The sequence below is a fragment of the Ruegeria sp. HKCCD6428 genome (assembly GCF_013110595.1).
Lineage (GTDB): Bacteria > Pseudomonadota > Alphaproteobacteria > Rhodobacterales > Rhodobacteraceae > Ruegeria.
Genome location: NZ_WVQX01000001.1, coordinates 36,992 through 50,555 on the forward strand (window position 1 = coordinate 36,992; position 13,564 = coordinate 50,555).

At 59.4% G+C, this 13,564-nt stretch carries 12 protein-coding genes; 2 read left to right on the forward strand and 10 right to left on the reverse strand.

Annotated features, from left to right (window positions below):
* From GS620_RS00180 to GS620_RS00205, 6 genes are read right to left on the reverse strand one after another with little or no spacing between them, the layout of a single operon-like run.
* Positions 1–387, reverse strand: coding sequence for a Na+/H+ antiporter subunit G (locus tag GS620_RS00180; RefSeq protein ID WP_152457438.1), 387 nt, complete (start codon positions 385–387; stop codon positions 1–3).
* Positions 388–394: 7 nt separating this feature from the next.
* Positions 395–664, reverse strand: coding sequence for a K+/H+ antiporter subunit F (locus GS620_RS00185; RefSeq protein ID WP_152457439.1), 270 nt, complete (start codon positions 662–664; stop codon positions 395–397).
* The gene (locus GS620_RS00190) at positions 661–1,158 is read right to left on the reverse strand and encodes a Na+/H+ antiporter subunit E (RefSeq protein ID WP_171119435.1); all 498 of its coding nucleotides are present in this window, start codon (positions 1,156–1,158) and stop codon (positions 661–663) included. Before GS620_RS00190 ends, GS620_RS00185 begins: the two co-directional genes overlap by 4 nt.
* On the reverse strand, positions 1,158–2,702 hold the full coding sequence (locus GS620_RS00195) for a monovalent cation/H+ antiporter subunit D (protein ID WP_171613483.1): 1,545 nt from the start codon (positions 2,700–2,702) through the stop codon (positions 1,158–1,160). The genes GS620_RS00190 and GS620_RS00195 overlap by 1 nt, the downstream gene beginning before the upstream one ends.
* Positions 2,699–3,058, reverse strand: coding sequence for a Na+/H+ antiporter subunit C (locus GS620_RS00200; RefSeq protein ID WP_152457442.1), 360 nt, complete (start codon positions 3,056–3,058; stop codon positions 2,699–2,701). The genes GS620_RS00195 and GS620_RS00200 overlap by 4 nt, the downstream gene beginning before the upstream one ends.
* Positions 3,058–5,928 carry a monovalent cation/H+ antiporter subunit A gene (locus tag GS620_RS00205; protein ID WP_171613485.1) on the reverse strand — a complete coding sequence of 957 codons (2,871 nt, stop codon included), beginning with the start codon at positions 5,926–5,928 and terminating at the stop codon, positions 3,058–3,060. The genes GS620_RS00200 and GS620_RS00205 overlap by 1 nt, the downstream gene beginning before the upstream one ends.
* A gap of 256 nt (positions 5,929–6,184) precedes the next feature.
* Between GS620_RS00205 and GS620_RS00210 the strand changes: the two genes are divergently transcribed.
* Positions 6,185–6,625, forward strand: coding sequence for a rhodanese-like domain-containing protein (locus GS620_RS00210; protein ID WP_171614465.1), 441 nt, complete (start codon positions 6,185–6,187; stop codon positions 6,623–6,625).
* On the forward strand, positions 6,622–7,446 hold the full coding sequence (locus GS620_RS00215) for a PHB depolymerase family esterase (RefSeq protein WP_171613487.1): 825 nt from the start codon (positions 6,622–6,624) through the stop codon (positions 7,444–7,446). Before GS620_RS00210 ends, GS620_RS00215 begins: the two co-directional genes overlap by 4 nt.
* Here the strand turns inward: GS620_RS00215 and mdoH are convergent, their stop codons facing one another.
* Genes mdoH through GS620_RS00235 form a run of 4 tightly spaced genes read right to left on the reverse strand, consistent with a single transcriptional unit; the run spans position 7,447 to position 13,427 of the window.
* Positions 7,447–9,318: a glucans biosynthesis glucosyltransferase MdoH gene (gene mdoH / locus GS620_RS00220; protein ID WP_171613489.1), complete on the reverse strand. Its 1,872-nt coding sequence runs from the start codon at positions 9,316–9,318 to the stop codon at positions 7,447–7,449. It lies immediately after the preceding gene.
* Positions 9,315–10,814: a glucan biosynthesis protein gene (locus GS620_RS00225; protein WP_171613491.1), complete on the reverse strand. Its 1,500-nt coding sequence runs from the start codon at positions 10,812–10,814 to the stop codon at positions 9,315–9,317. Before GS620_RS00225 ends, mdoH begins: the two co-directional genes overlap by 4 nt.
* A complete protein-coding gene (locus GS620_RS00230) occupies positions 10,811–12,028 on the reverse strand; it encodes an OpgC family protein (protein ID WP_152457447.1) in 1,218 nt (405 codons plus the stop codon). Before GS620_RS00230 ends, GS620_RS00225 begins: the two co-directional genes overlap by 4 nt.
* Before the next feature lie 28 nt (positions 12,029–12,056).
* A complete protein-coding gene (locus tag GS620_RS00235; RefSeq protein WP_171170373.1) occupies positions 12,057–13,427 on the reverse strand; it encodes a tetratricopeptide repeat protein in 1,371 nt (456 codons plus the stop codon).
* Between the last annotated feature and the right edge of the window lie 137 nt (positions 13,428–13,564).

The window sequence follows — 13,564 nt, forward strand, 5'->3', positions numbered from 1 at the left end:
TCAATTCGCGCTATGATCCGGAACGTCTTCGACCTGCTCGACGGCGTGGGTGGCCCAAAGTTCATCCTCGCCGGCATCCGGCAGGTCTTCGGGTTTTTCATGCCGGTGTATGTGCCACTTTGCAATGAACAGGGCCGTGATCGGAGCGGTCAGGAACAGGAACAGAGTGATCAGCAGCTCGTGCAGGGACAGCTTTCCTTCCAGAAGAACAGAATGCACGATCGAAGCCAGAAGCACGCCGCCCACCCCCAAGGTCGTTGCCTTGGTCGGGGCGTGCAGGCGGGACATCGGGTCTTTCAGCTTGATCATGCCAAAAGACCCGACAAAGCCGAAGATACCCGAGACGATCAGGAAAAAGGCGATCAGCAGTTCCACGATGAATGTCATCCCGCCCTCATTCGATAATGTTGCCGCGCAACATGAAGCGCGCATAGGCCACGGTGGAAACAAAACCGAGCATGGCAATGATCATGGCGGCCTCGAAAAAAATCTCGGTCCCCTGATCCAACCCATATAGGATCATCAGGGCGATGGTGTTGATTACCATAGTGTCCAAGGCCAGAACCCGGGTGCCGACCCCGTCAGCGGTTATGATACGCCACAGACACATCATGATCGCCGCACCGAAACAGGCAAATGCAAAATAAATCGCGTAGTCGATCATTCGAAAATCTCCTTCAGGCGACGTTCATAGCGCTGTTTGATCTGGTCCCGCACGGCCTCGGGGTCGGGGGCATCAAGACAGTGCACCAGCAGATTATGCCCCTGAGCTGACAAATCACAACTGACGGTGCCCGGAGTCATCGTGATGGTGCCCGCAAGAACCGTGATCGCTTCGGGTGTGCGCAGTTCAAGCGGGACGCAGATCCAGTTGGGCTGGCGGTTATCATTGCGTTTGAACAGGATGATCCGGGCCACTGTCACGTTCGCAACCACGATATCCCAAAGCACCACCAGCATGTATTCCACAACCATTGGCCAGTTGCGAAGCTTGGGACGATCCGGCCAGTAGGGTTGCGTGACGAACGGAATGATGATCCCGAGGATCAGACCAAAGATCAAAGAGTTCAGCGAAGGCTTGTTCGCCAGCAGAATCCAGACAAGCGTCAGCAAAATCGTCAGGTGAGGGTGCGGGAAAATTCGGCGCAGCAGTTTCATCACTCTTCCCTTCCCAAGACGGCAGAGATGTAGTTTTCAGGCGTAAACAACTGCTCTGCGGTTTTGCTCGTGTACTCCAGGGCCGGACCCGCGAACAGGGTCAGCAGGACCAGACCTGCCACGGCCCCGAACACAGCCGTAAAAGCAAGGCCGGGTTGCGGTTCGGGGGCGGCGGGTACAGACGCGTTTTCGCCTTCGGCGGTTTCATCGGTTGTGACAACCTCAGCGTCGTAGCTTTTCCAGAAAATCAGCGTCCCGGCACGGGCCAGCCCGACGATGGTGACGAATGATCCAATCAGGATAACGGCCCAGACCGAGGTGGCATCGGATGCATCACGCGAAGCGTCCAGAACCAAAAGCTTGCCAACAAAGCCGGACAACGGCGGCATTCCAGCCATCGCGATGGCGCCGACAAAGAACAGGGCAGCAATCAACCCGCTTTGCGGCATCGGCGGCTTGGGGGCTATGGCCCCTCCCTGCCGTTCCATGATCAGGTCAGCAATGAGAAACAGCAACGCGGTCGCAAGTGTCGAATGGAACACGTAATAAAGGGCGGCTGCCGTCGCGCCGGGCGTGAACTGCGAAATCGCGATCAGCAAAGTACCCATGGACGCGATGGCGCAAAAGGCAACCATGCGGGCAATATGCTGCGATCCTAGAATGCCGACGGCACCGACGGCAAGCGTCAGCAGCGCCGCAGGTTGCAACCAATCGCCAACCAGACCCTGCGTGACTTCGACGTCGGGGCCGAAGGCCAGAGTGTACATTCGCAGGATCGAATAGGCCCCTACCTTGGTCATGATTGCAAACAGGGCCGCAACAGGCAGCGGGGCGTTGGCATAGCTGGCGGGCAGCCAGAAGTGCAGGGGCAGAACGGCAGCCTTGATGCAGAAGACCAGCAGCAGCAGCACCGCACCAACCCGCAGCAATGCGGTATCTTCAGCCGGAATCTCCGCAACGCGCAGGGCGATGTCCGCCATGTTCAGCGTACCGGTCACGCCATAGATCGTGCCAAGGGCAAACAGAAACAGGGTCGACCCCAACAGGTTATACGCCACATACTGCACACCCGCTTTCAACCGTACCGCGCCACCGCCATGTGTCATAAGGCCGTAAGACGCGATCAGCAGCACCTCGAAAAACACGAAAAGGTTGAAGGCGTCGCCGGTCAGGAAGGCGCCACAGACGCCCATGAGCTGGAAATGAAACAGCGCGTGGAAATGCTTGCCCCGGTCATCCCAGCCCGAGGCGATGGCATAAAGCACGATCGGCAGGGCCAGCAGGGCGGTCAGCAGAACCATCATTGCGGACATGCGATCCAGCACCATGACGATGCCAAAGGGGGCGGGCCAGTCGCCAAGCTCGTACACCTGAATGACCCCGCCCGAGGCCTGAGCCGTGATTGTCAGCGCAATCCCAAGCAAAGCCACGACGCCCGCGACCGAGAAGATGCGTTGCAGGTCCAGATGGTATCGCAGGACCATGATGATGAATGGGGCCAGAATCGCGGGCAGGACGATCGGCGCAACGATCCAGTGGTTCATGCGTCATCTCCCGGCGCGTCAACACTGTCCTGGGCGGTCATGTCGATATGGTCATTCTTGGCGGACAGGTATGCGCTGAGCGAGATCATCACGATCACGGCTGTCATCCCGAACGAGATCACGATGGCCGTCAGGACCAGCGCCTGTGGCAGTGGGTCGGTATAGGGGACGTCCTCGTACTTGTTCAGAACCGCTGGTGCGTTCAGCGCTAGTCGTCCGGTCGCGAACAGGAAGACGTTCACCGCGTATGTGATCAGAGACAGGCCCAGAATGACCGGAAACGTCCGGCGGCGCAGGATCAGGAAGATCCCGGCAGCGGTCATGATACCGACGGCAGAGGCTACGAGCGCTTCCATCAGGCCTGCTCCTTCTCTTGTTGTTCTTCCGGAGGGTTGTCTCGCAGGGGGTTGATATCCATCGGGAATTCCTGTGCCATCCCCGGTTGCCACGCAAAGCGGGACAGGCTGTCCAATGCCAGCATGACCGCACCCAGAACCGCCAGGAATACGCCTGTATCAAACAGCATGGCGGTGGCCCATTCGAATTCCTCAAGCGGAGGCCAGTTGATGTAGCCGAAATCGCTGGTGAGGAAGGGACGTTCATTGAACCACGCGCCCAGTCCGGTTGCTGCGGCGATCAGAACGCCCCAGCCGATGGTGCCGTGGTAATAGAACCTCTGCCGCTCGATGGCCCAAGTATAGCCGCTGGCCATGTATTGCATCAGATAGGCGATGGCGACGATCAGGCCGGCGATAAAGCCGCCACCGGGCTGGTTGTGCCCGCGAAAGAAGATGTACGCCCCGACCATCAGTGCGATCGGCATCATGACGCGGGTGACCACAACCATCATCAGCGGATGCGAATCCCCGGATTGCGGCCAATGCGGTTTGCGGTTCAGCAGATAGCTGCGGACATTTGTACCGAGAACGGATTCCGTCAGCGCAAAGATGATCAGCGCGGCGATGCCCAGAACGATGATCTCGCCAAAGGTATCAAAACCCCGGAAGTCGACAAGGATCACGTTGACCACATTGGTGCCGCCGCCGCCTTTGTAGGAATTGGCCAGATGGAACTCTGAAATCGTCGGGAACGCGAAATCGCGCATCATCATCGCGTAGATCAACGCACCGGTGCCAAGGCCCGCGACCACGGAAATCGCCGCGTCCCGCCAGCGCCGTGCCGCCGAACTGTCCCAGGGCGTTTCGGTCGGCAGGAAGTTCAGCGACAGCAACAAAAGGATCATTGTCACCACTTCGACCGAGATCTGCGTCAAGGCAAGATCGGGGGCCGAGAGATAGTTGAAGGCAACCGAAACGATCAGGCCGACGACACCGATCAAAACCAGTGACAAAAGACGATTCCGGTGGAACCACATAATGCCCAGCGTCGCACCCACAAGGCAGATCCAGCCAAGGATAGGAATGATCTGGGCCGGCAGCGGAACGCGGGTTTCAATGCCGATGGTTCCGGTCGAATACGCGTAATAACCCAGGCCAACGGTAAAGGCGACGAAGATGATCGCATAGCGGCTAAGGACCCCGTTGTGCATCTCATCCGTGATCCATCGGCTCAACCTGGTCAGCGCTTCTATGATTGCTTCAAAGATCTGCTTGGCTTCGGGGCGGGGCAGAGCGTTCCAGATCTGCTCACCTCGTCTGTGCAACGCCAGCAGGAATAGACCACCCAGCGTGGCCACGACCGACATGTAAAGGGCCGGTGTGAAGCCATGCCAGAGTTTCAGCGAGTAATACGGAAGCTTCTCGCCGCCAATCACCGCGCTGGACACCACTGCGACCAATGGGCCGACAATGGCCGCGGAATAGAGGCCGATCAGGATGACAAGTACGACCAGGAACGCGGGCGCAATCCACAATCCAACGGGCGGATCATGCGGATGTGCCGGATAATCTTCCCGCTGAGGTCCAAGAAAGACGTGGCTGACGAAGCGGAAGGAATAAGCGGCCGAGAACAACGCAGCCAAAAGCGCCAGCCCCGGCACCAGGTAATGAGAGTGCAGCCATGTGGTGTGCACGGTTTCTTCAAGCATCATCTCTTTGGACAGGAAACCGTTCAGAGGCGGCAGCCCGGCCATCGAGAGGGCGGCAATCGTGCCGATTGTGAAGGTGATCGGCATCAGGTGGCGCAAGCCACCCAGCCTTTTGATATCGCGCGTGCCTGTTTCGTGATCCACGATCCCGGCGGTCATGAACAAGGCGGCTTTGAACGTTGCGTGGTTGATGATGTGGAACACGGCAGCGACGGCGGCAATTTTTGTGCCAAAGCCCAGCAGCATGGTGATGAGGCCAAGATGCGAAACGGTCGAAAACGCCAGAAGAGCCTTAAGGTCGTCCTTGAACAACGCGATAGACGCGCCGATCAGCATGGTGATCAGCCCCGTCGTGGCGACGATGTAGAACCACGCATCCGTGCCGGCCAGAACCGGCCACATCCGTGCCATCAGAAACAGGCCCGCTTTCACCATTGTGGCAGAGTGCAGATAGGCCGAAACCGGTGTTGGCGCGGCCATGGCGTGCGGTAGCCAGAAATGAAACGGGAACTGCGCCGACTTGGTGAAACAGCCCAGCATGATCAGGATCAGCGCAGGCATGTAGTAGGGTGAGGCCTGGATCAGTTCTTTGTTCTGCAAAATGACGCTGAGGTCGTAAGACCCCACGATATTGCCGAGGATCAGCATCCCGGCAATCATCGCCAAACCGCCAGAGCCAGTGACAGCCAAAGCCATGCGCGCGCCCTGACGACCTTCGGGAAGGTGCTTCCAATAGCCGATCAGCAGGAATGAGCTGAGCGATGTAAGCTCCCAGAATATAAGCAGAAGCAGGATGTTGTCGGACAGGACAATCCCGACCATCGCGCCCTGAAACAGCAAAAGATAGGTAAAGAACTGCCCCATCGGATCTTCGCGCGACAGATAGAACCTTGCATAAAGGATGATCAGCAACCCGATGCCCAGGATCAGCAACGCGAACAAAAATCCCAGGCCGTCTAGCATGAAGTTCGCGTTCAGCCCCAGCCCCGGTATCCAGTCGAACCGGGCGGTCACGACGTCTCCGCGCATCACCGCAGGGATATGGATCAACAGGCCCATCAGGGCCAGGAATGTGGTCAACCCGGCGGCGGAGGCGGCTGCGTTCCGGCCTGCCCGGATCAGCAGGGCAGGAAAAACAGCGCCGAGAAAGGGAAGGGCCGCGATAAGGAATAGGGACAAGTGCGATACTCCGGTCTGGGCGGTCAGTGTGAAGCCAATTTTGTAAGGATATTTTCCCGACTGTCCAGATATTGTAACTTTTTTACAGAGTCCTATTGGCCCCATCAAAAACTCTGCAAGGATTCGAAAAAATAACGTGATCTTGATGCGGGTCGGGTTTTTCGACGCCCCGGTTTCTGACCATCTGTGATAGAACACATGTCAGCGAACAGGAGGCTGAATCTTGGCCGAGAAAGTGAACCTAGCCCGAAGATGGATGTTGATCGGCGCTTGCGCGGCGATTGCAGGCGGGTTTGCGATCAGGGAATACCGTTTGATCCCCGAAGACCACGGCGGCGGCCGGATAACGGTCGCCGAGGCCCATGAGCAGGCCTCGAAGGGAAGCGTTCTGTTGATCGATATCCGCACGCCGCGTGAATGGCGCGCATCGGGCATAGGCGAAGGTGCCGTGCCGCTGGACATGCGGCGCCAGGATTTTGTCAAGGCGCTGACGGAATTGGCTGGCGGCAATCCGACGACCCCGGTGGCCTTGATTTGCGCGCGCGGCGTGCGCTCGGCACGCCTGAGCAACCGCCTGATCGAAGCTGGATTCACCAGTGTGATCGACGTGCCCGAGGGTATGTTGGGTTCGGCCGCAGGGCCGGGATGGGTTCGGGCCGGATTGCCGGTGCGCAAATATGATGAGGATGCAGGATGATCCGGGAATTCAGTCTGGCGTTGGCCTTGGCAGTGACCGGGCAAATCGCTTTCGCGGGGTGTGCCGGACAAGAGGATACCTGTGAGACACCCATGGGTGCCTATTACATCGAACTGCCCGACGCGGACAATGCGCCCATGGTGGTTTTCCTGCATGGGTATGGCGGCAGCGGGTCGGGCACGATGCGCAATCGCGGGATGGTCGAGCCGCTGCTGGAGCGCGGCTATGCGGTGATGGCCCCTGAGGGGTTGGAAAGGCCCGACCGGGGCGGCACCAAAAGCTGGAACTTCTATCCCGGTTTTGGTGAGCGGGACGAAACCGCCTTTCTGACCGAAGCGGTGCAAGACGCGGCACGGCGGTTTGGCATCGACGCTGACCGTGTCCTTCTGGGCGGGTTTTCCGCCGGAGCTTTCATGGTCAACTATCTGGCCTGCGAGAGCCCCGATACGTTTTCTGCCTATGTCCCGGTGTCCGGTGGTTTCTGGCGCCCGCACCCTGAAACCTGCAATGGTCCGATCCGCATGTTCCATACGCATGGCTGGACCGACAACGTAGTGCCGCTGGAAGGGCGCTTGCTGGGCGGAGGACGCTTTCAGCAGGGTGATATCTATGCGGGTCTCGAAATCTGGCGCGATGCGAACGGTTGTGTCGATCACAAACCGACCGGGTTCAGCACGACGGGTGATTTCATGCGCCGCCGCTGGACCACCTGTGCCGAAGGCAGCGCGCTGGAATTTGCTCTCTTTCCCGGAGGGCACACCGTTCCCGTGGGCTGGGCCGACATGATAATCGATTGGTACGAAGGGCTTCCCGGCAGTTGATCACTCGGCCGGGGTCATGTTGCCTTTGCCTTCGACCAGGCACTTCAGTTCATCGCGATAGCGGCGCGCTGACCGGGTAATGGCGGGTTCGCTGAAGTCTTCCCGCATTCCGACCATCTTGCGCGCGGCACCTGCCGAGACACCGCTGAGCGCTGACAACGGGATAGCCAGCGCCAGACTGATTGCGATCGGGGCCAGCCAGATCGACACCAGACCGGACAGGATACCGACACTCAGCGCCACTCCAATGACGGTTTCAAGCGCATGGCACAGGATCAGCGTTCGCAGACCATAGGTGCCACCGTCGCGGGCCTGAGGCGACCAGCCGCGCTGAATGCCGAAAGCCGTACGGAATACAGCGATCATCTGTTGCACCATCAGGATCGGAGCGTAAAGGATCGACAACAGAACCTCGGCCAGGAAAGAGGCAAGGAATTTGCGCCCGCCACCGAAATCCGCGTAGCGTACACCGCTCAGCGGCAGGGCCAGAACGCCCAGAACCTTGGGGGCCAACAGCATCGCGTACATGACCAGAATGATCAGCACGTGGCGGGTTTCCGACATCTCGGGCCATTGCGGGAACAGAGGATTGTCGGGGCTGAAATAATGCAGGACAGAGGCATCCTGACCCTGACCGATCAGCGCCCACATCAACAATAGCGCAAACCACAACGGGGACATCAGATAGCCGACCGCGCCGTGGAACATGTGGAATCGCGATACGGCACGGAATCCGGAAGAACCCAGCAATTTCAGGTGTTGCAGGTTGCCCTGACACCAGCGGCGGTCCCGCATGGCGTGATCGATGAGGGTCGGCGGTGTTTCTTCATATGACCCGCGAATACGCGGCAGAAATCGCACGGCCCATCCGGCGCGGCGCAGCAGGCCGGCCTCGACGAAATCGTGGCTCATGATCAGCTTGTCCTGACCGCTGAACGAACGCAGCTTGGGCAGGCCGGCGCTGGTGGCAAAGGCCTTGGTGCGGATAATCGCGTTATGGCCCCAATAGTTGCCCTCTTGCCCGCACCAACGGGCCAGACCTTCGGCAAAGGCGATGCCATAGACACCATTTGCAAATTGCTGCATCCGGGCAAAGACCGACTGTGCGCCGATCAGCTGCGGATAGCTTTGAATCAAGCCCGCACCCGGATCGCATGCCAGTGCATCGGTCAGGCGATGGATCGCGCGCCCGGTCATCAGGCTGTCGGCATCCAGTACCAGCATGGCATCCCAGTCCGCACCCCAGCGGCTGACCCAGTCGGCGATATTGCCCACCTTGCGGTCGGTATTCTGTTCGCGGCGGCGATAATACAGCTCGAGCCCGGGTGCCAGGGTGGTGCGCAGCGCCTCGACGCTGGCCTGTTCCTGCGCCGCAATCTCGGGATCGCGCGTGTCCGACAGAATGAACATGGCATAGTGGTGTTTGCCGCCGCGAGCCTGAAGATCCTCCAGCATGGTGCGGGCATTGCCCAACACGTTCCAGGGGACTTCGTTGTAGACCGGGGTCAGCAGGGCCACCCGCAGGGGTTGCGCCGCGGTCCGGCGCTCGGAGCGTTCCTGTTTCGCCAGCGACACCATGCCCAGCAAAACGGTGCAGACGGTGAAGGAAATCCAGAAAAAGTTGAACGAAATCAACGCCAAAAGGATGGCTTCGACCACGTTTATGCCTTCCGCGCCGAACCAGTCGCACATGACCCACAGCAACGCCAGAGTGGCGGCCATGGCAGGCGAAAAGGCCAGCGCGCGCCAGAATCCGGTAGATGATTTGTGCTGACCGGAAGGCGCATCGGCATCCCGGAACCGTGCGCCAAAATTCTGCGCCGGCATCGCCAGAGGGGCCTCGGGCGGCATGATATGCAGATCGCGGCTCATGCGGTCCAACGGTACAGCCAGACTTCCGAGGCGGGCTGTTTGTCTTTCAACAATTGCGCGCGCAACTCGACATGGTTGCGTTCGCCGGGCTGGAATGAAAACGCCAGGCGTGGACCACCGGTATCCGGGTTGCGCTGCAAGACGCCTTCCGAAGATTCCGCATGTGGCGAATCCACAAAGACAGTGATTGCGCCCAGGTCCTCGAACAGCTCGCTGTCTTCAAAATCGATGACGGCCAGCCGGCCTTCGCCAAAGGTGTTTTCGCCCATCGCGGTGTTGATCACGCGCGGCATCGGTGTGCGCTGGGGTTCTTCCCCCCAGATCAGGCGATAGGACAGATCAACCTGACTGCCTGCCGCATAGGGTTCAGCGGGCCTCCAGTAGGCGACGATGTTGTCATAGATTTCCTGATCTGCCGGGATCTCGACCAGCGTGACCGAGCCTTTGCCCCAGTCTTCCTGGGGCTCGACCCATAGGCCCGGGCGCTTGTGGTAATTGGCCTCGAGATCGGCATAGTCCGAAAACTCTCGTTTGCGCTGCATCAGACCAAACCCGCGCGGGTTTGTATCGACGAAGGATGAAACCTGCAATCGGGTCGGATTGGCCAACGGACGCCACAGAACCTCGCCCGCGCCATTGCGGATCATCAACCCGTCGCTGTCGTGCACAGCAGGGCGGAAATCGTCGAACCGGCTGTGGTTGGTCTGGTCGAACAGGAACATCGAAGTACCCGGAGCGATACCCACATGGGGCAGGTCTTCGCGCGGGAACAGCGTTGCCTCGATATCCATGATGCAATCCGCGCCCGCCGTGACGTTGAAACGATAGGCGCCGGTCACGCTGGGGCTGTCCAACAATGCGTGCACGACCATGTTGCGTTGGCCCGGTTCGGGACGTTCCAGCCAGAAACGGATGAATTCGGGAAATTCCTCGCCATCCGGGTCGCCGGTTTTCAACGCCAGACCCCGCGCGGACAGTCCGTAAACCTCGTGCAGGCCAATGGCGCGGAAATAGCTGGCCCCCTGCCAGACGCAGAATTCATCTGTCTTGCCGGGGCGGTGCATTTCAGTGCGCAGACGCAGGCCCGAGAAGCCCAGCGTGTCATCGATTGGCAGTTGCGGCACGTCTTCGGACTTGTCGAACATTTCCAGATCGAAGGCGACCGGCTTGGTAATGCCGTTCTCGACCGTTTCCACCTTGACGGTGCGCGGGAAGTACAGGCCGGGGGTGAAGAAATCCACGTTGAAGGGCGTCTCGGTTTCATACCACAGCGCCCGGTCAAGCCGGAACCGGATGGAACGGTATTGCTGATAGGTCAGGTCCTGCCATTCCTGCGGTACCATCTCGCGTTCCACATAGGGGCGGCTGGCCAGATCGCGGGCCATTTCGATCACATAGTCGCGGTCAAAAGGCGTCTCACCGCCCGTCGCATAGGCGGATGGAGCGAAGGCCAAAGCAGTCGTCGAGACGAGGAATGCGCGACGGGTAAAATTCATTTCTTCGACTTCCAGGGTTGTGACTTGAACCAAGCTGCCAGATAGGCAACGCCGATGATCATCGCAAACCCAATCATGTTGGCGATGAAGACAGTGGCGACATCCCGCCCAGCTTGATCCAGCGCGACGCCGATCAGCCGGGCCGCGGCCATCGAAAACACAAAAACGGCAAGGGATTGCTGGCCGACCTTGGTGATAACGGCCAGCAGGAATTGCCAGATGCGTGCGCCCACACCATGACCCGTCGCGATCAGGCGGTGGCCGTGCTCGCCCGCTGCAACCCATCCCAGATAGGCCAGCGACAGAAAGTGGACATATCGAAGAAGGCCGAACTCGGTTTTGCCACGCAGCTCTTCGGTCAGGGGCCAGCCCTTGCGGATCACTGCGCCAAGCTCGGGTGCAGCCGTGTTGATCCAGGTGAAGACTTTCCATGACCCGAACGGGGCTGACAAAACGACAAAGGCAATCGCCACCCAGATCAAGGATTTCGACACGGGCGGGGCCGGAATCCAACCGCGCATGAAGGCGAAGCCGGTGAAAAACAGCAATTGCCATCCGAAGGGGTTGAAGAACCACTGGCGCTCGGACCAGGGTTCGGCGGGAAGGGCAAGCGCGCCGGTTTGGGCGATGAACCAGATGGCCACGCAAACTGCCGCCATCAGCCAGAAACTGACGCGGTAGAGCGCCATGTAAAGCGGCATCAGCGCCAGTACGACCAGATACATCGGCAGGATATCGAAGTAGTTCGGCACATAGGTCAGTGTGAAAATCCCGACCAATTGCGGGGCCGGGTCATTGAAGAAATGCTGAAGGTTCAACGACGAGACATAGGTCTTCTCGAACGCGCCGGTCTGATCCAACGCGGCCATTGTCATTGCAACAAAGAAGAACAGGGCAATATGCGCCCAATAGACCTGCCAGATGCGGTAGGCCACTCGGGCGGTGCCCATCCACCATCCCTTGCGCAGAAATGCCCCGCCAAAGGCGATGGCCGAGGCCATGCCCGAACAGAACACGAAAATCTCGGTCGCGTCGGAATAGCCGAAGCGCGCGGGAATCCACTTTGCCCAGGGATCGTTGGGGATATGGGCGATCAGGATGATGAACATCGCGATGCCGCGATAGAAATCCAGACGCGGATCACGCGCACTGGCAGGGGCTGCGGCCGGGGCCGCAGCGGGTACAAAATCAGAAGCGGGCGATATGGTCGCCATACGTTTTCTGTCCTTCTTGGTCTTCTTGTTATTCGGCGGGGACGCTTTGGACGTCACCGCTGTCGCGGGCCGCGTCGATCAGGGCGCGACGCGCGATGGCATAATTGTCTTCGCCCCCGGCGCGCTTGGCGCGACGGTCATCCAGAATGCGTTCCACCGCGTCCAGGCGACCAGCGCGCAGGCCGGAATCAATGGTAATGCGTTCAAATACATCACGTTGCGCGTGGCTGCCACCGGCCAGTTGCATGGAATCGCGCGCCGCCAGCAGATGATCAAACGCCGTTCCATAATGGCCGTCACCAAAGGCCTCCAGGCCCATGGCCGCAGCGATACCTGGGTCTGCCATGCGGCGGGTGGCGTCGTCGTCGGCGCGGGCCGCATCCTTGTTCATGCGGTTCAGCATCTTGGCCGTGGCATCGGCGCGATTGTCACCGGTAAGCGCCAGCAGATAATGCAGATCCGCAAAGATCAGACAGCCATCTTCCGTTCGTGCGGCACTCAGATCAGCCAGCTCTTCCCAGCGATTTCCGACATTCACGCCCTCAAGTTCAAGCCGCATCAGCAGCGAAGTACCGTTCGAGATGTCGCGATAATCGTCGGTTTTGTCCTTGCGGATGTGATTGTCATACAGCTCGATCACCTGATCGACCTGACCCAGATCCAGATGCATCAGCGCCTTGTGCCACCACACGTGGTACCGGAAGTTGTTGCAGTGGGCCCAGGCCGCCTCGCGCCCGGCCAGCCAGTCTAGGCCCAGCTGCGCATTGCCCGTCATCTCATGGACATGGGCCACCGCGTGCAGGCCCCAGGCATCATCGGACACCATCCACAGCGCCTGACGGCCCGCGATTTCGGCTTTTTCATAAGCGCCTGTTTCTTCCAGCGCGAAGGAATGACAGCCCAGCAGATAGCCGCGCCCGGGGTGGTCCGGCTCATAAACGGGCATCACCCGCTCGATCGAGCGGCGCATTCCGTTTGCATCACCCAGAACGAAGCGGGTCGCATGGCTTAGTTTCATCGCCAGAGTGTCCTGCGGATGGTCACGCAGAATCGCTTCGAATTTCTGAACCGCCTGTGCCTGTTGTCCGGCCAGATACAGGGCCAGCGCATCCACGTAGAGACGTTCGCGTTCAGTTGCAGGTTGACGTTCCATCGCCGCGTTGGCAGCAGCCAGCGCTTCGACAGCAACCGCCATCATCTCGCGCCGCCCAAGCAGCGCCATGAACAGACCTTTGACCGCTTGACCCAGCGCGAAGTCGGGCTCGAGTTCCAGCACTTTGCCCAAGTGCTGCGGCGTGACAGCGGCATGAGCCATGAACCCAAGCAGAACACCATTCCACGCTTCGACTGCCGCCGGCTGGGTCAGGGTGTTCATCTGTCCGAAAACGTCTTGTTTCATACTTGGGTCCAATCTGATTGCGATATTTGACACTGTTCGATGTACCAGAGTGTGCGAGAGGGACGTAATAGTATCGACGCTGCTCTCGAATTGGTGAAATGACGTGTGCGAAAAAGATGAAAAAAACCGCCGATTCA

Excerpts from the sequence above, each read along its gene's own strand:
- GS620_RS00180 (WP_152457438.1), bottom strand. The coding sequence starts at position 387 with ATGACATTCATCGTGGAACTGCTGATCGCCTTTTTCCTGATCGTCTCG.
- GS620_RS00185 (WP_152457439.1), bottom strand. The coding sequence starts at position 664 with ATGATCGACTACGCGATTTATTTTGCATTTGCCTGTTTCGGTGCGGCG.
- GS620_RS00190 (WP_171119435.1), bottom strand. The coding sequence starts at position 1,158 with ATGAAACTGCTGCGCCGAATTTTCCCGCACCCTCACCTGACGATTTTG.
- GS620_RS00195 (WP_171613483.1), bottom strand. The coding sequence starts at position 2,702 with ATGAACCACTGGATCGTTGCGCCGATCGTCCTGCCCGCGATTCTGGCC.
- GS620_RS00200 (WP_152457442.1), bottom strand. The coding sequence starts at position 3,058 with ATGGAAGCGCTCGTAGCCTCTGCCGTCGGTATCATGACCGCTGCCGGG.
- GS620_RS00210 (WP_171614465.1), top strand. The coding sequence starts at position 6,185 with ATGTTGATCGGCGCTTGCGCGGCGATTGCAGGCGGGTTTGCGATCAGG.
- GS620_RS00215 (WP_171613487.1), top strand. The coding sequence starts at position 6,622 with ATGATCCGGGAATTCAGTCTGGCGTTGGCCTTGGCAGTGACCGGGCAA.
- mdoH (WP_171613489.1), bottom strand. The coding sequence starts at position 9,318 with ATGAGCCGCGATCTGCATATCATGCCGCCCGAGGCCCCTCTGGCGATG.
- GS620_RS00225 (WP_171613491.1), bottom strand. The coding sequence starts at position 10,814 with ATGAATTTTACCCGTCGCGCATTCCTCGTCTCGACGACTGCTTTGGCC.
- GS620_RS00230 (WP_152457447.1), bottom strand. The coding sequence starts at position 12,028 with ATGGCGACCATATCGCCCGCTTCTGATTTTGTACCCGCTGCGGCCCCG.
- GS620_RS00235 (WP_171170373.1), bottom strand. The coding sequence starts at position 13,427 with ATGAAACAAGACGTTTTCGGACAGATGAACACCCTGACCCAGCCGGCG.